Source organism: Dermabacter vaginalis (assembly GCF_001678905.1).
Taxonomy (GTDB): domain Bacteria; phylum Actinomycetota; class Actinomycetes; order Actinomycetales; family Dermabacteraceae; genus Dermabacter; species Dermabacter vaginalis.
Window position 1 is genome coordinate 1,443,051 of sequence record NZ_CP012117.1, and the last position, 18,396, is coordinate 1,461,446.

The 18,396-nt window shown below is 63.5% G+C and carries 16 protein-coding genes and 2 tRNA genes; 5 read left to right on the forward strand and 13 right to left on the reverse strand.

The genetic code is table 11. The features are described from left to right. Nucleotides 1-11: 11 nt before the first annotated feature. Together leuD and leuC are read right to left on the reverse strand one after the other, a co-directional pair. Nucleotides 12-623: a 3-isopropylmalate dehydratase small subunit gene (gene leuD / locus DAD186_RS06285; RefSeq protein WP_065247963.1), complete on the reverse strand. Its 612-nt coding sequence runs from the start codon at nt 621-623 to the stop codon at nt 12-14. A 31-nt stretch (nt 624-654) separates the two neighbouring features. Next, nucleotides 655-2,091, reverse strand: a complete 1,437-nt coding sequence (gene leuC, locus DAD186_RS06290; protein WP_065247964.1) for a 3-isopropylmalate dehydratase large subunit — start codon at nt 2,089-2,091, stop codon at nt 655-657. A gap of 133 nt (nt 2,092-2,224) precedes the next feature. Here leuC and DAD186_RS06295 point away from each other — a divergent pair, with 133 nt between their 5' ends. After that, entirely contained in the window at nt 2,225-2,956 is a 732-nt protein-coding gene (locus tag DAD186_RS06295) for an IclR family transcriptional regulator (RefSeq protein WP_065247965.1), read from the forward strand. A 21-nt stretch (nt 2,957-2,977) separates the two neighbouring features. Here the strand turns inward: DAD186_RS06295 and DAD186_RS06300 are convergent, their stop codons facing one another. The 11 genes from DAD186_RS06300 to DAD186_RS06350 form a co-directional block, all read right to left on the reverse strand. After that, nucleotides 2,978-3,796: a universal stress protein gene (locus tag DAD186_RS06300; RefSeq protein WP_065247966.1), complete on the reverse strand. Its 819-nt coding sequence runs from the start codon at nt 3,794-3,796 to the stop codon at nt 2,978-2,980. 129 nt (nt 3,797-3,925) lie between these two features. After that, nucleotides 3,926-3,998: transfer RNA gene (locus DAD186_RS06305), tRNA-Glu, on the reverse strand. Between the two features lie 77 nt (nt 3,999-4,075). Next, nucleotides 4,076-4,147 (reverse strand) — tRNA-Gln (locus tag DAD186_RS06310). A 139-nt stretch (nt 4,148-4,286) separates the two neighbouring features. Beyond that, nucleotides 4,287-5,447 carry a hydroxymethylglutaryl-CoA synthase gene (locus tag DAD186_RS06315; RefSeq protein ID WP_065247967.1) on the reverse strand — a complete coding sequence of 387 codons (1,161 nt, stop codon included), beginning with the start codon at nt 5,445-5,447 and terminating at the stop codon, nt 4,287-4,289. After that, the gene (locus tag DAD186_RS06320; protein WP_065247968.1) at nt 5,444-6,505 is read right to left on the reverse strand and encodes a hydroxymethylglutaryl-CoA reductase; all 1,062 of its coding nucleotides are present in this window, start codon (nt 6,503-6,505) and stop codon (nt 5,444-5,446) included. The genes DAD186_RS06315 and DAD186_RS06320 overlap by 4 nt, the downstream gene beginning before the upstream one ends. Continuing rightward, entirely contained in the window at nt 6,498-7,583 is a 1,086-nt protein-coding gene (gene fni, locus DAD186_RS06325) for a type 2 isopentenyl-diphosphate Delta-isomerase (RefSeq protein ID WP_065247969.1), read from the reverse strand. Before fni ends, DAD186_RS06320 begins: the two co-directional genes overlap by 8 nt. Next, a complete protein-coding gene (locus tag DAD186_RS06330) occupies nt 7,576-8,694 on the reverse strand; it encodes a phosphomevalonate kinase (RefSeq protein WP_065247970.1) in 1,119 nt (372 codons plus the stop codon). Before DAD186_RS06330 ends, fni begins: the two co-directional genes overlap by 8 nt. Then, on the reverse strand, nt 8,691-9,683 hold the full coding sequence (gene mvaD, locus DAD186_RS06335; protein WP_065247971.1) for a diphosphomevalonate decarboxylase: 993 nt from the start codon (nt 9,681-9,683) through the stop codon (nt 8,691-8,693). Before mvaD ends, DAD186_RS06330 begins: the two co-directional genes overlap by 4 nt. Further along, on the reverse strand, nt 9,680-10,852 hold the full coding sequence (gene mvk, locus DAD186_RS06340) for a mevalonate kinase (RefSeq protein WP_065247972.1): 1,173 nt from the start codon (nt 10,850-10,852) through the stop codon (nt 9,680-9,682). The genes mvaD and mvk overlap by 4 nt, the downstream gene beginning before the upstream one ends. Beyond that, on the reverse strand, nt 10,849-12,276 hold the full coding sequence (gene gltX, locus DAD186_RS06345; protein WP_236886301.1) for a glutamate--tRNA ligase: 1,428 nt from the start codon (nt 12,274-12,276) through the stop codon (nt 10,849-10,851). Before gltX ends, mvk begins: the two co-directional genes overlap by 4 nt. Before the next feature lie 165 nt (nt 12,277-12,441). Then, nucleotides 12,442-13,233 carry a fumarylacetoacetate hydrolase family protein gene (locus DAD186_RS06350; protein WP_065247973.1) on the reverse strand — a complete coding sequence of 264 codons (792 nt, stop codon included), beginning with the start codon at nt 13,231-13,233 and terminating at the stop codon, nt 12,442-12,444. 195 nt (nt 13,234-13,428) lie between these two features. Here DAD186_RS06350 and DAD186_RS06355 point away from each other — a divergent pair, with 195 nt between their 5' ends. The 4 genes from DAD186_RS06355 (at nt 13,429) to DAD186_RS06370 (ending at nt 18,395) form a co-directional block, all read left to right on the forward strand. Further along, on the forward strand, nt 13,429-14,364 hold the full coding sequence (locus DAD186_RS06355; RefSeq protein WP_065248770.1) for a 3-methyladenine DNA glycosylase: 936 nt from the start codon (nt 13,429-13,431) through the stop codon (nt 14,362-14,364). A 92-nt stretch (nt 14,365-14,456) separates the two neighbouring features. Further along, nucleotides 14,457-15,290: an endonuclease/exonuclease/phosphatase family protein gene (locus DAD186_RS06360; protein WP_065247974.1), complete on the forward strand. Its 834-nt coding sequence runs from the start codon at nt 14,457-14,459 to the stop codon at nt 15,288-15,290. Nucleotides 15,291-15,324: 34 nt separating this feature from the next. Then, nucleotides 15,325-17,880 (forward strand): DEAD/DEAH box helicase, encoded by a 2,556-nt coding sequence (locus tag DAD186_RS06365; protein ID WP_065247975.1) that lies wholly within the window; start codon nt 15,325-15,327, stop codon nt 17,878-17,880. Next, on the forward strand, nt 17,871-18,395 hold the full coding sequence (locus DAD186_RS06370) for a PTS sugar transporter subunit IIA (protein WP_065247976.1): 525 nt from the start codon (nt 17,871-17,873) through the stop codon (nt 18,393-18,395). Before DAD186_RS06365 ends, DAD186_RS06370 begins: the two co-directional genes overlap by 10 nt. The last annotated feature ends 1 nt before the right edge of the window (nt 18,396 follow it).

Below are 18,396 nucleotides of genomic sequence, written 5' to 3' on the forward strand. Positions count from 1 at the left end.
AAAGACTCCTTCTACTGGTCGTCGGGGGTGCGCGCGGGGAGCGTCTTCGGAAACCACGAGGGGCGACGCTTTTCAAACTCCGCGATCTCTGCTTCGTGCCGCATCGTGAGCCCGATGTCGTCGAGACCTTCCATGAGTCGCCAGCGTGTGTAGTCGTCGATTTCAAACGCGAAGGTCGCATCCGCGACCTCTACCACCCGGTTCTCGAGGTCCACGGTGATGTCGGTACCCGGCTGGTTTTCGAGGATCTTCCAGATCTGTTCGATGTCAGCCTGCGAGAGGACCGCGGCGACGAGACCCTGTTTTCCCGCGTTACCTCGGAAGATGTCGGCGAAACGACTCGAAAGCACAGCCTTGAAGCCGTAGTCGCGAAGCGCCCACACGGCGTGCTCGCGCGAAGAACCGGTGCCGAACTCCTCCCCCGCGACGAGCACGGAGCCACGCGTGTACGGCTCGCGATTCAACACGAAGTCCGGGTCTTGGCGCCACGCGCTAAAAAGCCCGTCATCGAATCCCGTTTTCGTCACGCGCTTGAGGTACACGGCGGGGATGATCTGATCGGTATCAACGTTGGAGCGGCGCAGCGGAACGCCGATGCCCGTATGTGAGATGAACTTTTCCATGATGCGAGTCCTTTCCACGCGTCCGCGGGCCTCAGGCGAGCACCGCCGCGTCGGTTTCACCAAGATTGTCGAGATCGGCGGGCGAGGAGAGGGTTCCACGCACGGCGGTCGCTGCCGCGACAACGGGCGACACGAGGTGGGTGCGCCCACCCTTGCCCTGACGCCCCTCGAAGTTACGGTTCGAGGTCGAGGCCGAACGCTCACCGGGAGCGAGCTGATCCGGATTCATGCCGAGACACATCGAGCACCCCGCGTTTCGCCACTCCGCGCCGAAGGCGAGGATGTCCTTGTCGAGCCCTTCGGCTTCCGCCTGGAGGCGTACGCGAGCTGAGCCCGGCACCACGAGCACACGAACGTTCGGGGCTTTTTGGCGGCCGCGGATCACGTCGGTGAAGGCGCGTAGATCCTCGATGCGCCCGTTCGTACACGAGCCCATGAAGACCGTGTCAACGCGGATGTCCTTCAGGGGCGTGCCGGGTTCGAGATCCATGTACTCGAGCGCGCGCTCACAGGCGGCCTTCGAGTTCTCGTCGGTGAAGTCCCCGGGCGCGGGAACAGCGCTCGAGAGCGGAAGCCCCTGGCCGGGGTTCGTTCCCCACGTCACGAAAGGCTCGAGCTCATCGGCATTGATCACAATCTCGGCGTCGAACGTCGCGTCGTCATCGCTCCTGAGGGTCTTCCAATACGCGACCGCTTCTTCCCACGCTTCGCCTTTCGGGGCGTGGGGGCGGCCCTTGACGTATTCAAAGGTGGTGTCGTCGGGGGCAATCATGCCTGCACGGGCACCCGCTTCGATAGACATATTGCAGATCGTCATGCGCCCCTCCATGGAGAGGTGACGGATGGCTTCACCGCGGTATTCGAGCACGTATCCTTGCCCGCCGCCCGTTCCGATCTGCGCAATGACCGCGAGGATGATGTCCTTCGCACTCACGCCCGGCCTCAGCGAGCCTTCCACGTTGATCGCCATGGTCTTAAAAGGCTTGAGGGGCAGGGTTTGGGTGGCGAGCACATGTTCGACCTCCGAGGTACCGATGCCGAACGCGAGAGCGCCGAACGCGCCGTGAGTCGACGTGTGCGAGTCGCCGCACACAACCGTAATACCCGGCATAGTGAGCCCGAGTTGGGGGCCCACGACGTGCACGATTCCCTGGTCGACGTCACCGAGCGAGTGGAGGCGCACGCCGAATTCCTCAGCGTTTTTGCGCAGCGTATCGATCTGGGTGCGGCTCGTGAGATCAGCGATTGGCTTATCAATATTCACGGTCGGAGTGTTGTGATCTTCCGTCGCGAGCGTCTGGTCAACGCGCCGCGGCGCACGCCCTTCGAGGCGCAGGCCCTCGAATGCCTGCGGCGACGTCACCTCGTGAAGGAGGTGAAGGTCAATGTAGAGAAGATCGGGCTCGTTTCCTTCGCCCTTGCGGACCACGTGATCGTGCCATACCTTTTCCGCGAGAGTTCCCGCCATGTGATTGACTCCTCGATCGTCGTCTCCCGCGGTGCCCGTCGTGAAAGGCGCGCGGCTCGTTGGGCCCAAGTCTCACGGACGTCCAGGGGGCGAGGCACTCGCATTTCATATCTCGAGACGCTAGTCTTATTCCATGAACATTCACAAGGAAGAGGGAAGCGGCGTCGGCGTGATCGACAAAGCCGCCACGGTACTCGGGGCTCTCGAGGCGGGCCCCGCAACGCTCGCCAATCTCGTGAGCACGACCGGCCTTGCGCGCCCCACAGCCCACCGACTCGCGGTCGCACTTGAACACCACCGGCTCGTGGCGCGCGACATCCAGGGCCGCTTCATCCTCGGCCCCCGCCTCACCGAACTCGCGGCCGCCGCAGGCGAGGATCGACTCCTGGCTTCCGCTGGGCCGATCCTCGCCGAGCTCAGGGACCATACCGGAGAATCCGCCCAGCTTTATCGCCGCCAAGCCGATCACCGCGTGTGCGTTGCCACCGCGGAGCGGCCGAGCGGCCTTCGTGACACGGTCCCGCTCGGCTCCACCCTCACGATGCGCGCAGGCTCCGCCGCGCAGATCCTCTTGGCATGGGAAGAACCCGATCGGCTCCACCGCGGCCTCCACGGCGCACGCTTCACTGCGTCGATGCTCTCGGCCGTGCGCAGGCGCGGCTGGGCCCAGAGCGTTGGCGAGCGCGAATCGGGAGTAGCGTCGGTCAGCGCCCCGGTGCGAGGACCGAGCGACCGGGTCGTTGCGGCCCTCTCGATCTCGGGGCCCATCGACCGCATGACGCGTCAGCCCGGGCGCATCCACGCGGCCTCGGTCATCGCCTACGCCGAAAAACTCAGCGAGCTCGTCCGCCAGGCCGGGGCATAGCCCCCGTGGGAGGCCGAGCGGCTACTGCCGCTCGAGCCACACGGGAGTGTTGGCGTACTGCAGGAATGCCATGTTCGACACGACCGGCTGGCGCTCAAGCTCTTCGTGTTTCCCGCGCGCGTTCGCGACAATGAGCCTCGTGCCTTCGCTGCGCCTAATGAGTTCCTTCGCGGTGTGCTGACGGCCGTACTCGGTAATCTCCACGTCAACCTCGGGGGAAACTTTACGCAAGTGCGCTTGGGCATCCTCAAGGATGCCCGCCCATTTCTCCTCGGGAATGACGATTGACGGAATGACACGCACACCCGTCCCGTAAATTTTCGCGAACTCAGCGGCGCGCTCAAGGGCGCGATCAAACGCGGTTCCGCCGTCATAGAACACCGCGACGGGGCCGTCGGCAGCGATATCGCCGCGCACAACGACAATCGAGCACTTCGAGCGCGTGAGCAGCGCCGAGCTCGTGGAACCAACGATGAGCGAAAGGAAACGGCCCAGCCCGCGCGAGCCTACGACGAGGGCATCAGCGGTCTCCGACTGCTTGATCAAAACGTCAACAGCGCGACCATCAACGATCTGGGTCGTCACCTCGCAGCCCGGGGCAACCTCATACGCGATCTCCACCGCTTCATCAAGGAGGCGCTGCGCGGCAACCTTGAGTCCAGAACCACTCACGCCCGGCACGGGGTCGACGTCGACGCCCATGAGCGGCCACACGAACGCATGCACGAGGTGCAGGGGCTTCTTGAGAGCCAGGGCATTGCGCGCCGCCCAGCGGATCGCGTGATCGGATTCTTCGGTGTCCTCGACACCCACAACGATGCGGCCTTCATTTGCACTCATGGTTTTCTTCCTTCCACGGCCGGGCTCACGCTTTTGTGAACCAAAACTCCCTGCTGGCTTTAAGGATACTTCGGGAAGGTCCCGGACACGAAAAAGCCCGACCACCGAAGTGGTCGGGCTTTCGCTCTGTACCCCGTACCGGATTTGAACCGGTGTTACCGCCGTGAGAGGGCGACGTCCTAGGCCGCTAGACGAACGGGGCCTTTGCCTCAATGAGGCCTTAGAAACTTTAGCAAAACTGCTGATCGTTTCCAAATCCAGGCCGTGTGACCTGCATCGCTGGGGTACCAGGACTCGAACCTAGAACAACTGAACCAGAATCAGCCGTGTTGCCAATTACACCATACCCCAAGGGTTTCGCTCGGCGAACCGAACGAAATACCACAGTAGTCGAGCCCGGTAGGCCCGGCAACTTTTCGTGACCCGTTTGTGGAAGCCTTCACACGAGAGGGGTTCCGACGCTCGCTCAGCAAGCGTCGGACCCCATTTCTCACGCCTTTTCGTACACCCGAATCGCGTCGCGCACGCCCGCGAAGCGGAAGGGGCCCTGCGCCTCCACGCGCGCCTCAAAATCCCCCGTGCGATCGGCAAGGAGGTGACGCTCGCGGTACTCTTCGTAGCTGATTTCACGCCGTGCCTCAAGCTGGGCGGAAAGCGCACCGGGCCGAAGCTGCGAGCGGTATCCCTCCACGAGTTGGCCGCTGAAGAATTCCGCGACCGCACCCGAGCCGTAGCTGAAGATGCCGACCCGCTCCCCCGCCTCCAGTTCGGCGTTCTCGAGAAGCGAGAGAAGTCCCATGTACACGGAAGCGGTGTAGGTATTACCGAGGCGCCGGTTGAGGATCATCGTCTCTTCGAGAGTCGAGACGGCATCGGCAACAGACTCGGCAGCCGCGTGTTTGGCGAGGGTCTGCATCGCTTTGGTCGCCATTTTCGTGAATGGCTGGTGGAAACACACGCGCGAGAGGGAAGAGAACTCCGCTCCCCCGCGACTGACGTAGTCGTCGTAGGCGGCGGTCACGGCGCGCAAGTACACGGTGACGGAGAAACGCCCGTCAACGAGAGCGGTCGTGCGGTCGTTGGGGCGCCAGAAGTCATGGACATTCTCGGTGAAGAGCCCCGAGGCAGGCTCGACCGTCATGATCGCCGGGTCGGCGCTCACGAGCATCGCGAGCGCTCCCGCACCCTGAGTCGCCTCACCGCTCGAGTCGAGTTCGTAGCGGGCGATATCGCTCGCGATCACGAGGACCTTCTCGCCCGGATGGCGGGAGACGATTCCGAGCGCAAACTGCAACGCGGCAGTCGCCGAGTAGCACGCTTCCTTGAGCTCCACCACACGCGTGTGCTGCGCGAGTCCGAGCAGCTCGTGCACATAGATGCCCGCGGCTTTTGACTGATCGATCCCCGTCTCCGTTGCAAGAACGAGAGTGCGGATCTCGTCGACACCGTGGCGTTCAACGATGGGTGCCGCGGCCCTCGCGGCGAGGGTCACGATGTCCTCGTCCTCGCAGGGCACACTCATCTCGTGCTGACCGATGCCGCGCAAGTACTTCCCGGCACTCGTGCCCTGCGCCTCGGCGAGCGACGTGAGGGGGAAGAAGAGCGAGGTCGTCGCCGCTGAGATATCGGTGATGCCGATCGCGTGCGTCATCGCGAACTCCTTTCAAACTGGACGTGGGCGGCCATGAGCTCACCCGGATTAGTCTGCGCGGCCATGAGGGAAAGCTCCCCGCACAAAACGGTCGCCGCGGCGAGCCCCGCGAGTCGCCTCGCGTTCTCCCCCGGCTCGCGATCGTCTCGGCATCCAAGCCGCTCGAGGTTCTCGCTCACGAAGTCAAGGCCTTTGCCGTTGCCCACGGAACCGACGATGAGGTGCGGGATCGTACACGAGAAATAGAGGTCCTCACCATTGTTGCCACGGCGCTCGGTGTGCGTGATTCCCTGGCTTCCCTCAACGATGTTTGCGGCATCCTGGCCCGTCGCGAGGTAAAAGCCGAGCAGCATATTCGCGTAGTGCGCGTTTGCGCTGCGGAGCGAGCCCGCGGCTATTCCGCCCACGAGATTCTTGCGCACGTTAAGGTCCATCATGCGTTCGGCACTCGTGCGGAGTCGACGGCGAAGCACCTCTTCGGGCAGCACGATTTCTGCAATGACATTCTTGCCTCGGCCGCGAATGCCATTGACGGCGGAGGGCTTCTTGTCGGTGCAGTAGTTACCGGAGATGCTCGCGTAGCGGAGCATCGGCTCGCGGCTCGCGATGTGAGGCATGAGTGCATCGGCGGCGAGGGTCACCATGTTGTGGCCCGCAGCATCCCCCGTGAGGAATTCGAGGCGAAGGTAGAGGAGGTTGCCCACGATCTCGGGGGCAATATCGATGAGGCGGGCGAAGCGACTCGTCGAAGAGACGACCTCTTGCAGCCCTGCAAGGTTCGCGCATATCCGCTGAGCGGCTTCATAGGCCTCGGCTGCGGAATCCGCTTCGAATAAGATCGAGCGGGTCATGCGTTCGTCTACGAGGGTTATGCGAATACCGCCCTCCACAAGGCGGGACACGGTGGCGCCGCGCTTGACCGAGGGGAACAGAGTCGTCTCGTAGGTCGCAAGCGGAACCTCGACTTCGCCTTCGGCCACGTTTCCGCTGATCCGCAGCGGGCCGAGCCATTTCATGGGGATTTGGGCGAACGCGCCCTGGTCGCGCTTGTCACTCATGAGAACCTCCACTTGCCTTGCCGCTTCGCCGTGCGAAATGGGAAAGGTCGAAACCTCGCGCATTCGCGTATTCGCGCACGCTTCCTGTGAGCACGAGGTCGGTGTGCGTAAGCGCCTCAACATTTCGTGCTCCCACGAGCGCCATCATTGAGCGCAGCTGTGCCTCCCACGTGCGGATCTCGCGGATGAGCGCCTCGGGCCCGTCCTCGCGCACCGTGGCGAGGAAACCGCCCGCGATGCCCACGGCTTTGGCACCCAGAGCAAGGGCCTTGAGCACGTCGAGGCTCGTGCGCACGCCTCCGCTTGCGAAAAGTGGAATACCCGTGTCGCGCGATGCCCCCCGTGCGTCAATGAGGCTTTCGACCGCGCTTTGGCCCCAACCGTTGAGGTGGGAGAACCGATCAGCTCTGCGCGCACTTTCGATGCGCGCGAAATCGGTTCCACCGTTGCCCGCGACATCCACGTAAGCAACGCCGAGAGAGGACAACGTTCGCACCGTGGCGCCCGTCATCCCGAAACCGACTTCTTTCACCACCACGGGGACATCCACGGCTCGTGCGATTGCCTTGATATGCCCGCTCCAGTGTTCGAACTCGCGATCGCCCTCGGGCATCACGATCTCTTGGACGGCGTTCACGTGAATCTGGAGGGCATCGGCGTCGATCAGTTCGATCGCTTCGCGCGCTTGCTCAGGGCTTGCGTTTGCCGAGAGGTTCGCCATGAGGAAGCCGTGCGGGTTCTCCTCGCGAAGAACGGTGAAGCTCGGTGCACACGAGGGATCCTTGAAATACGCGCTCATCGAGCCCGAAGCCATCGCGATGCCCGTCTCCGCGGCCGCGATCGCGAGAGCCTGGTTGATTTTCCCCGTGAATTCGCTTCCGCCCGTCATGCCGTTGATGTAAAACGGCAGCGTCCAGGTTCGATCCGCGACCTCAACGTCAAGACTCACCGAGTCCACGTTGACGGCTCCGAGGGCGTGGTGCACCACGCGCACGTCGTCGAAGTCCCTCGAACGGAGCTTTGCGGTCTCTTGCTCCAGTGCAAGCCGCACGTGGTCGTCCTTGCGCGAACTACTCATGGGCGCTCCTTCGCTTTCCAGTCGTGTCCTCTTCGTGATGCGCGAATTCCGACGCTTGCACGCCCACGTCGAGCGCAATTTTTCCCGCCGCTCGCCAGGCTTTCCTCACGGCTTCTGCCACGCCCGCACTCGACGCAAGAGCGATGACGCAGTCGCCGCCACCCGCTCCCGAAAGTTTCGCGGCGGCACCGTGCGCGTTGGCGATCTCGGTCATGGCGCGCAGTTCTGGAGTTTCGATCCCGAGTGGCTGCGTGCCTCCAGCCGCCTTGTCGAGGGCGCGAAGCTGTGAGAGTACGGCGTTGAGCGTCACCATCGCGGCGCTCGCTTCACCCGCGCGCAGTTCGCTCGCGAAACGGTCGACGTGGGCGGCGTTCTCACGCGAAAAAACCTCGAGGTCCACGAGCCCTTCTCTCGCGGCCTCATCAACGTGAGCGACGAGTGACCTGGTCGAAGCCGGCGCGCCGCTCCAGCCGATCACCACATCGAGATTCGCGGGTACGTCGAGCGCCTCGAGTGTGAGACCCGGCCACGGCGCGGCAAGTGCAGCCTTCACACCGTGGTGCGCACACAGATCGCGCACGGCTTCCCGGTCGAATGAGCGGTAAAAAATCCACCCGCCCAGAACGCTCGTCGCTACATCGGCACACGAAGCGCGAACATTGCCCTTGAGCACGGCGAGGGCGGAAAGCTTGAAGAGCTCGAGTGGGGAAAAGTCTTTTTTGAGGGCCCGCAGAACGGCACCGATCGTCGCGACAACCACGGCGCCCGAGGAGCCAAAACCGTACTTGCGCCCGTCACTTTCCTCGAGGGTCGAGGAAAGGTGGAGATCGAGAACTGGCAGAGTGCCAAGGTACTCCTCGAGTACGTCGAGTGCGAGGAAAACTGGCTCGCGCGACTGCGCCGCCTCCCCCTCGTGAGCGGGCGCGTAATCGCGCTCTTCGCTCCACAGCTCGCTCGCTACGCGTACGCCGAAGGCGCGACGAACGGGAAGGGCGCGCGCGGTCACGGCCCGATCCACCGCGATCAGCACTGCCGGATTGCCCGGGTGTACAACGCCGTATTCGCCCGCGACAAAAAGTTTGCCGGGCGCACGGAACTCAAAAGCGCTCATGCTGCGCTCGGGCGCTCACCCTCGTCAAGGAGGTAGGCGCCGGGGCCGGCGTTCGCAACGTGCATCTTCACGTCTTCGATCCTCTCACGCAGGGACTGCGCCACGAGAGCGGCCTCACGCGAGCGACACAGAATCTTCACGTTGGGCCCCGCATCCGCGCTTGCATAGGCCTCTAGCCCTTCTTCACGCAGCGCCTGGACTGCGTCAAAAATCGCGAAGCTCTTCCCCGTGAGGTACCGCACGGGCGGCTCGGCGCCAAGCATCGAGGCGTGCATACGCAGCGCACTCATCTCGGCAATCTCACCGAGGCTCGTGAAATCCGCCTCGTCCACAGCTCGCGACGCACGCTCCACGAGTGCGGCATTCGAACGGACCCACCCCTCGAAGTACGGGGAAGTTTCCACAGTGTGGTTCATCCCTGCGCGGCTACCGATCTTCTTGCGGGCGCTCGAGATCACCGCGACGACCATGGCGAGATCTTCCCCCTTCCACTCGAGGGGTTCCGCGACGCTCGTCTCATCGCTCGTGCCCTGGTTCCAGCGTGCGAGGCCACCAAAAATTGAGCGACATGCTGACCCTGAGCCACGGCGGGCAAGCCGCGAAAGCTCCGCATCGCTCAGCGAAAGCCCATAGGCAACGCTCGACGCCTTCGCAAGCGCCGCGAACGCGGCTGCACTCGACGCGAGCCCCGCAGCCGTCGGAACCGTATTCGTGGACGTCACCCGCGCATACGCGCCCGAACCTGCCCGCTCACGTACGAGGTCAAGAACGGTGCGCACGCGCGCGGATTCCTCCCCGGAAAGCGTGGCGCCGTCAAGTATGACCTGGTCGGTGGCCTCCTCGGTGAGCTCAACGGTCGTGGTGGTGGGGAAGATGTCGAGGGTAAGCGAAAGGGAGCCAGTCGCGGGAAGGTTCAGTTCGCGATCGGCTTTGCCCCAGTACTTCACGAGGGCGATGTTGGGGTGGGCAACAGCGGTGGCGCGCGTCATGAAATCTCCTCACACGCGGTGTTGATCGGCCAAACGTTTGTCGCACCAGCCGCAAGGAGCGCCCGCTTGAGCGCGGGCACGGCACCGTGGGACGGTGCAAGCGCAATGATGCAACCGCCCTGACCGCCGCCCGTGAGTTTCGCGCCAAGCGCGCCAGCCTCACGCGCCGCACCTACGAGGCGTTCGAGTCGCGGATGCGATACATCGAGTTCCGCAAGAATCTGCTGGCAGTCGTTCATCGCGCGGCCAACGCTGCTCATATCGCCAAGGCGGAGTGCTTCACGCGTCGTGTGTGCGAGCGAAGCGATCGTTTCGAGCGCGAGATCCACGAGCCGGGAATCCCGTTCGCGTCGTTCGCGGATACCCCGAACGGCATCGAGTGTGTGTCCGGGAAGGCCCGTGTCGGCCACGACAAGCGCGGGAGTCGCCGAGAGCTCGAGAGGCTCCGCTTTTCCTGCCTGGAACCACAGGGGAACCTTCGCCATGGTCTGGTAGGCGTCGAGCCCGCTTGGGGTTCCGTGGGCGATGCGCTCCACGAACTGCACGAGTTCGAAGCGCTCCTCACTCGTGAGTTCATGGCCGTACAGGCGCGCGACAGCAACAGCGATCGCGCTCGCCATCGCGGCACTCGAGCCGAGTCCGCGGGCCGTGGGAATGCTCCCCTCGACCGTCACCTCAGCGCGCCCCGGCTTCTCCCCCACATAGCCGAGAATCGTGCGCAGAGCGGATTGGGCGAGTTCGTCTTCCGCTTCTTCCGTATCAACATCGAGATAGATCGCGCCCGTCGACGGATCGCCAACGGTGGCAATGCGCCGCCTGCCGCGCCGCTCCCCCGTGCGGGTCGATGGCACGTCGAGAGTCAGCCCGCTCTCAAAGCGAACCTCGCTTCCCGGAACGGTCTGCTCGTCAAACGACAACCCCTCCGCGAGCGAATACGATCCACTGATCGTGCCAAAGCCCTCGGCCGAAACCGAGCCCTCAATGCGACCGGCATGCGCGCTCACCGAATCCGGGTACGGCAAGAGTCTCGCGGTCGCCGTGAGGCTCAAATGCGGGATGGGAAACGCGATCGCGGGATGGCCGTACACGACCGCGTGCTCACCAATGAGGATCGTCTTGGCGTGCGCGCGGCCGTGCCCGGTCGCGTATTCGAAAGTTTCGTCACTCACCGCGATGCGAGAAGCTTGGCAAACGAGTCGAGGCGGGCGAGGGTCGAGTCGAAGCCGAGAAGTTCCATCGACTCAAAAAGCGGCGGGCTCACGCGACGGCCCGAAATGCCGGAGCGAAGCGGCCCGAACGCAAGGCGCGGCTTGACGCCCATGCCTTCGATAATGGCCGCGCGCAGCGACGCTTCGAGTTTCTCGGTCGTGAAGTTCTCTTTACCGCCCTCGTTGATGACCTCGATCGCGCGGCGCACCACAGAAACCGGATCGTCGCCGAGCTTTTTAAGGGCGTCCTCCTCGATCACGAGGTCGGCATCGTCGATAAACAGGAAGCGCAGCATGCCGGGGGCCTCGCCGAGGAGGTTCATGCGCGGCTGCACGAGAGGCGTGGCCTTCGCGAGAAGTGCGCGCTGTTCCTCCGTAATGGGCGTGGAAACCACGCCCTCCTTCTCAAGGTACGGGATCATGCGCTCGGTGAACTCGGCTTCGTCGAGCATGCGCATGTGGTCGGCGTTAATCGCGAGCGCCTTCTTGTAATCCACGCGGGCCGGATTCGGGTTGACGTCGGCGACGTCGAACTTCGCAACGAACTGCTCGCGCGTGAAAATGTCCTGATCACCGCTGTAGCCCCAGCCGAGAAGCGAGAGGTAGTTGATCATGCCTTCGGGCACGAAGCCTTCATCGCGGTAGAGGAAGAGGCTGGATTCGGGATCGCGTTTCGAGAGCTTCTTGTTGCCTTCACCCATAACGTAGGGAAGGTGCGCATATTCGGGCGTGAACTTCGCGATGCCGATCTTCTTGAGCGCTTCGTACAGCACGATCTGTCGAGGCGTCGAGCTGAGGATATCTTCTCCGCGCAGAATGTGGGTGATGCCCATGAGCGCGTCATCGACCGGGTTCGTGAGCGGGTACAGTGGTTGACCGTTCGCGCGCACGACCACGTAATCGGGGGTCGAGCCGGCCTTGAAGGTGATCTCCCCGCGCACGAGATCGTTGAACGTGATGTCGTCGTCGGGCATGCGCACGCGCCACACGGGCTCGCGGCCTTCGGCGCGGAACGCCGCTTTCTGCTCCTCGGTCAGGTCACGATCGAAGCCGTCGTAGCCCGATTCTTTGGGGCGGCCGGCCGCAATGTGGCGCTGCTGAATTTCCTCGGGAGTCGAGAACGACTCGTAAATGAACCCGCCGTCCTTGAGCTTCTGAATGACGTCCTGGTAAATCTCGCCGCGCTGAGACTGACGGTAGGGGCCGTCCTCGCCGCCGGCATCGACGCCTTCGTCCCACGTGATACCGAGCCAGCGCATCGCGTCGAGAAGCTGGTTGTAGCTTTCCTCGCTGTCGCGCGCTTGGTCGGTGTCTTCGATGCGGAACACGAGCTTTCCGCCCGTGCGCTTCGCGTAGGCCCAGTTAAACAGCGCGGTGCGCACCATGCCGATGTGGGGCGTGCCCGTGGGCGAGGGGCAAAAGCGCACGCGCACCTCGCTGTGGCCGCGCGTGCTATCGAGGGTGGGAAGGGTCGCGAGATCGATGTTCTCAGCGCTCACGTGGATGTTCTCCTTTGGGAGGTTGGCGGGGCGAGTGCCCCGGTTGCGGATTTAGGCCTCGAGTTCTTCGGGCGTGACGACGCGATTGGTCAGGGTGCCGAGCCCGTCGATGTCGATCTCGACGGTGTCACCAGCTTCGAGCAGGCCAACGCCCGCGGGGGTTCCGGTGAGGATGACGTCGCCGGGCAGAAGTGTGGTCGAGCGTGTAATCTCCTCGATCAGCTCGGGGATCGTGCGGAGCATCTGCGCGCTCGTGGCGTCCTGTTTGACCTCGCCGTTGACTCGCGAGCGGATGCGCGTTTGCGCGGTGTCGAGGTCAGTTTCAATCCACGGCCCGAGCGGGCACGAGGTGTCGAAGGCTTTCGCGCGGAACCACTGCGATTCTTCGCGCTGGGCGTCACGCACCGTGAGATCGTTCGCGCACGTGTACCCGAGGATGACGTCGGCAGCGCGCTCGGCGGGAACATTCTTCGCGAGGGACTTGATGACGATCGCCAGCTCAGCCTCGAAGCTCAACTCCTTCGCGTAAGAGGGATAGATCACCGGGTCGTTCGGGCCGATGACGGACGTGTTCGGCTTGAGGAAGAGCAGAGGGGTCTCGGGCGCTTCTCCGCCCATCTCGCGCGCGTGTTCGGCATAGTTTTTGCCCACGCCAACGACCTTGGAGCGGGGAATGACCGGAGCGAGGAGGCGAACATCCTCGAGCGGGAGGATCGTACCGTTCGGCTGGATCTGCGTGTAGAGCGGGTCTCCCGTAATCCCGTACACCATGTCCACGCCATCTTTTTCTTGGACGATACCGAACATCGGGTTCGAGCCGGTGGTGAATCGTGCAATGCGCATGTCTCCAGTCTAGTAGGGCCGTTCGGCCCTCACCGGTGCGCTGCCTATGCCCTTGACCACCCCTCACCCTTTCTTCACATTCGCCGCCCGCGAGCGCGGCCCGGCTCACGTGCACATGGCACGTAGGCTTGTGGGGTGCCCCATTCTTCACTGGTATTGGATTCGACCCCCGCCCCCGGCGGCCTCGCGACCCTCATGTCTGCGTCGGAGGTGACGCGTGCACGCGAGGCTCATGAGAACCGCGCCGACGCCCTGAGCGCCCCGCACCGCGAGCGCAAGGCGCGGGGTAAAAAGCATCCGATCGAGGATTTTCTGCACACGTACTACCCCTTTAGTCCGGGACAGCTTCGGCGGTGGCACCCGGGCTGGCACGTCGGTTACGACGCCGCGGCGGATGAGGAGCTTCGGGGGCGCGGGGATGTGGACTCCGACGGCACTCGGCACTGGTATCGCGATCTTAAGGATTCGTCGAGTGGGGCGCCAAGCGGCGTGCGGGTGGCGGATCTCGAGCGTTTTGTGCGTGAGCGCGGCGATGCTGCCTATTGGATTCATCGCCTACTCACGAATTCGAGTTTCGCTGAGAAGCCGGGAAATTTCTCGTGCTTTGGGCTTCATGAGTGGGCGATGGTGTATCGGCTCGGGCGGGGCGAAAGACGCCACGAGTCACTCCCCTTGCGCCTCAGCGCCGAGGAAACGAACCGCGTCGTCGAGGAGAACCGTCTCGTGTGTTCACATATCGATGCCTTTCGCTTCTTCACGCCTGAAGCGGCTCCGCTCAATGCTTCGCATCCCACACGGGAGACTCAGCCGATGAGGGATGATCCCGCATGTCTCCACGTAGGGATGGACCTCTACAAGTGGTCGATGAAGCTTGCGCCCCTGCTTCCAAGCGACATCGTGCTCGATTGCTTCGAGCACGCCCTCAATCTGCGCATCCTCGACATGGAGGCTTCCCCGTACGACTGCCGAGGTTACGGGTACGGGGTCGTGCCGATCGAAACCGATGAGGGGAAGGAGGAGTATGTGCGGCGTCAGCGAGCGCTCGCCGTTCGCTCCGAGGAGTTACGCACGCGCATCCTCGCGGTCCTGGATCCGCTCGCCTCCATGTTTGCCGACGTCGCTCGTCACTGACATCAAAATCGCGCTAGGTCATCGATGTACCGCGACTCGGACACCCCGCAACAAACGTCATTTTTCTGAGCGGAAGCGGGCACAATAGTGTCATGCCCCCTTCGCCCCCCTCACCGAAGTCCCCACACGCCGAGGCAAGGCGCGTGCGCGTCGCGACCTTCAATATTCATCACGGCGCGAATTCCAGAAACGTCCTCAACCTGGAATCGACGGCACATGCCCTCGAGGCGCTTGAAGCTGATGTCATCGGCTTGCAGGAGGTCGATCGCTTCTTCGGTACACGCTCGGATTTCGTGGATCAGGCGGCCTGGCTCGCGGATCGGCTCGATATGCACGCCCAGTTCGCACCCACGATTGATCTGGATCCCTCGCGGCGCTCCGTCGAGCGGGTAGGGATCAGTACACGTCGCCAGTACGGGGTCGCGGTGCTCTCGCGCTTCCCGATTCTCGAGTCACACATGGCGCGTCTGCCCGAGAACCGCCTGATTGAGCGCCGCGCGGTGCTCCGAGCCCGGATCGACGCGGATGGGGTGCCGTTTGCGTTTTCGGTGACCCACCTTGCGCTCGGTCCCGCGAAGTCTCGGCGCGCGCAGTTTCGGGCCGCGCGCGAGGTGGCCTTCGCGGGCGAGGAGCCGGCGGTCCTCGTTGGCGACCTCAATGCCGCGCCTTCGCAAGTGCGCGATTACGCGGTTTTCACGAAGGGCCTCATCGATGTGTGGGCCGCGAAGCACCGTTTCCCCCTTGCCAAGCGCCTGCTTGGCCGCACGAATCCGGTGCTCCCTATCCCCATGAGGCGAATCGATTACATTCTCGCGAGCCGCTCCATCCGGCCGATCTCGGCCAAGACCCATCGCACGCACGCCTCGGATCACCTACCGGTGGTGGCCGAACTCGAGATCCCTCACGCAGATCCAGCTACGAAGTAGCGGCTGGCCCTGCCAGGGCTGCCACAATGGAGGCATGCCACTTCTTCACGATTTTCTCCCCCAGGACTCGAGCGAAGACGCGATCGCCCAGGGCTTTATCGCTGCGCAAGCCGAGGTAGGCCGCACACTCTACCCCCACCAGGAAGAGGCGCTTCTCGCGATCGCCGCGGGTGATCACGTCATTGCCGCCACCCCTACCGGTTCGGGAAAGACGACGATTGCGTACGCGGCTCTCTTTGCGGCGATGGCGCGTGGAGAGAAGGCGTACTACACGGCCCCCATCAAGGCGCTTGTGAGCGAGAAGTTCTTCGAGATTGTCTCGATGTTTGGGGCGGAATCCGTGGGGATGATGACGGGCGATTCTTCCGTCAATCACGAGGCTCCCATCATCGTGTGTACCGCGGAAATTCTCGCGAACCACGCCCTTCGCGACGGTGAGACGAGCGACATCGGTCTCGTCGTCATGGACGAGTTTCATTTCTACGACGATGCGCAGCGCGGTTGGGCCTGGCAGGTTCCCCTGATCGAACTCCCCCGCACACAGTTCGTTCTGATGAGCGCGACTCTCGGCGATGTGAGCTTCTTCGAGAAGGATCTCGCCGAGCGCACTGGCCGAAGCGTGAGCACGATCGCGGATGCTGAGCGTCCCGTTCCGCTCGATTTTCGCTGGGCAACCACCGATCTTCCCGACACGATTAAAGAGATCCTCGACAACCGCGACGCACCCGTTTACATCGTCCATTTCACGCAAAAAGACGCCCTCGAGCAGGCGCAGCATCTCCTCGGCACGAAGATTCTTACGCGCGAGGAAAAGGACAAGATCCGCGAGCTCATCGGTGATTTCCGCTTTTCACGAGGCTTCGGCTCGATTCTCTCGAAGCTCGTGCGCGAGGGCATCGGCGTGCACCACGCCGGCATGCTCCCCAAATACCGCCGTCTCGTCGAACGCCTCGCCCAATCGGGCCTGCTCAAGGTCATCGCGGGCACCGACACTCTCGGCGTAGGCATCAACGTTCCCATTCGCACGGTGCTGATGACGGGGCTTGCGAAGTTTGACGGTCGCCGCCAGCGACTTCTCAATACGCGCGAGTTCCTCCAGATCGCTGGCCGCGCCGGTCGAGCGGGCTACGACACCGTGGGCCACGTTGTCGTCCAGGCACCCGAATGGGCCGTCGAATTCGAAAAGGAGAAGGAGCGCTTCGCCAAGCGGGCCGAAAGTGGCGCGAAGCCGAACAGCGCGAAGAAAAAGCGGCGCGAGCCAAAAATGCGGATTCCCGAGGGGAGGGTGAACTGGACCGAGGAGAACCTGAGGAAGCTTAGTGAAGAGCAACCGTCGGAACTTAAACCGCACATGACGATGACGAGCGCGATCCTCCTCGCGCTGATCTCCCGCCCGGGTAGCGCCCTTAAAGCCGCCCAGCACCTCATCGACGAAAGCCACCAGACCCGCACCCAAAAATTCGCACTCAAGCGCCGCGCCCTCGAACTTTTCCGAGGTCTCAAAGAGGCAGAAATCATCACGGTGCGAGAGGAGCCGGATCACCTTGGCCGCACCGTGACGCTCGTGGACGACCTCCAGTGGGACTTCCAAATGAACCAGCCTCTCGCGGCGTTCGCGATCGCGGCCCTCGACATCCTCGACGAGGACTCCCCAACCCTCACAATGGACTCGGTGTCGATCATCGAAGCGATCCTCGAAGACCCGTTCCAGATTCTCCTCGCACAACAAAATGCCGCAAAGAGCGCGCTGCTTGCCGAACTCAAGGCCGACGGCGTCGAATACACCGAGCGCATGGCGCGCCTCGACGAAGTCACGTGGCCAAAACCCCTCGAGGAGGAGCTCACCGCCGCGCTCGAGATTTACGCGAGAAACCGCCCGTGGATCAATGTGCACGACCTCTCCCCCAAGAAAATCGTGCGCGAGTTCTACGAAACGGGCGCAACGTTCAGCGAATTCGTCTCGCGCTACAAGCTCATGCGCTCCGAGGGCATCGTGCTGAGGTACCTTTCCGACGCCTACCAGGCCCTCCGGCGCACGCTCCCCGTTGAGCTCCGCACCGACGAGCTCGAGGACGTGATCGAGTGGCTCGGCGTGCTCGTGCGGGGTGTAGATTCCTCGTTGCTTGACGAGTGGGAGGCACTGTCGAACCCCGAGGACACTGGCGACGCGGCCAGCGAGGTACGCCCCGATTCACCCCGAGCGTTGAGCGCGCAAACGAAAGTGCTCACGCAAATGGTGCGCGCAGCCATGTGGCGCCGAGTCGAGGATTTCGCGTTCGAGCGTGAAGAACAGCTCGGCGAGCTCGATAGCGAAAGTGGCTGGAACGCCGACCGCTGGGGAGAAGCCATGGACGACTTCTACGACGCCCACGACCACGTTGTCATCGAGGACTACGCCCGTAAGAGCCAATACCTCCGCATCGAGCACGAATCGAGGCGCTGGCTCGTGACCCAAACGATCGTGGATCCCGAGGGAGACAACGACTTCGTCATGCAAGCGATCATCGATCTCGAGAAGACCGATGAGGAGGGCGAGCTCGCCCTCACGCTCGAATACGTGGGTGACCTCGTGAAAGCGCCGTGGCGGTGAACACCCCCGTGATCTTCGTGCTCGATGTGCCGAGTGTCGAGTGCACGGATTTTGCCTCGCTCGCGCGCGCTGTCGCCGCGCGCCTTGAGGCGAGCGGCTGCGTCAAAGCCTCCTGGCGCGAGGCCGTGATCCTCCGCGAAGAGCGCTTCCCCACCGGGCTCCCGCTCGAGCCTCCCGCGGCGATCCCTCACGCTGACGGTGAGCACACGCTCGCGGACGCCTTCGTCATCGCCCGGCTTGCCGAGCCGCTCGCGTTTGGTGCGATGGGAGATTCCGACGCCGGAGCGCTCCAGGTGCGCCTCGCCGTCTTTATCGTTGCCTGCGACGGGATGGCCCAGGTCGAGGCACTCGAAAGGCTCCTCAGCATCCTTGGTGACGGCGCGCGGCGCGAAAGGCTCGAAGCCGGCTCGGCCGAGAACGCACGGCGGTCCTTCGAAGCGATGCTCGAACAACTCGGCGCACTCACCACAGCCCCCGACACCCCCCCACACTCGCAAAAACCGGGACAGACCTGAT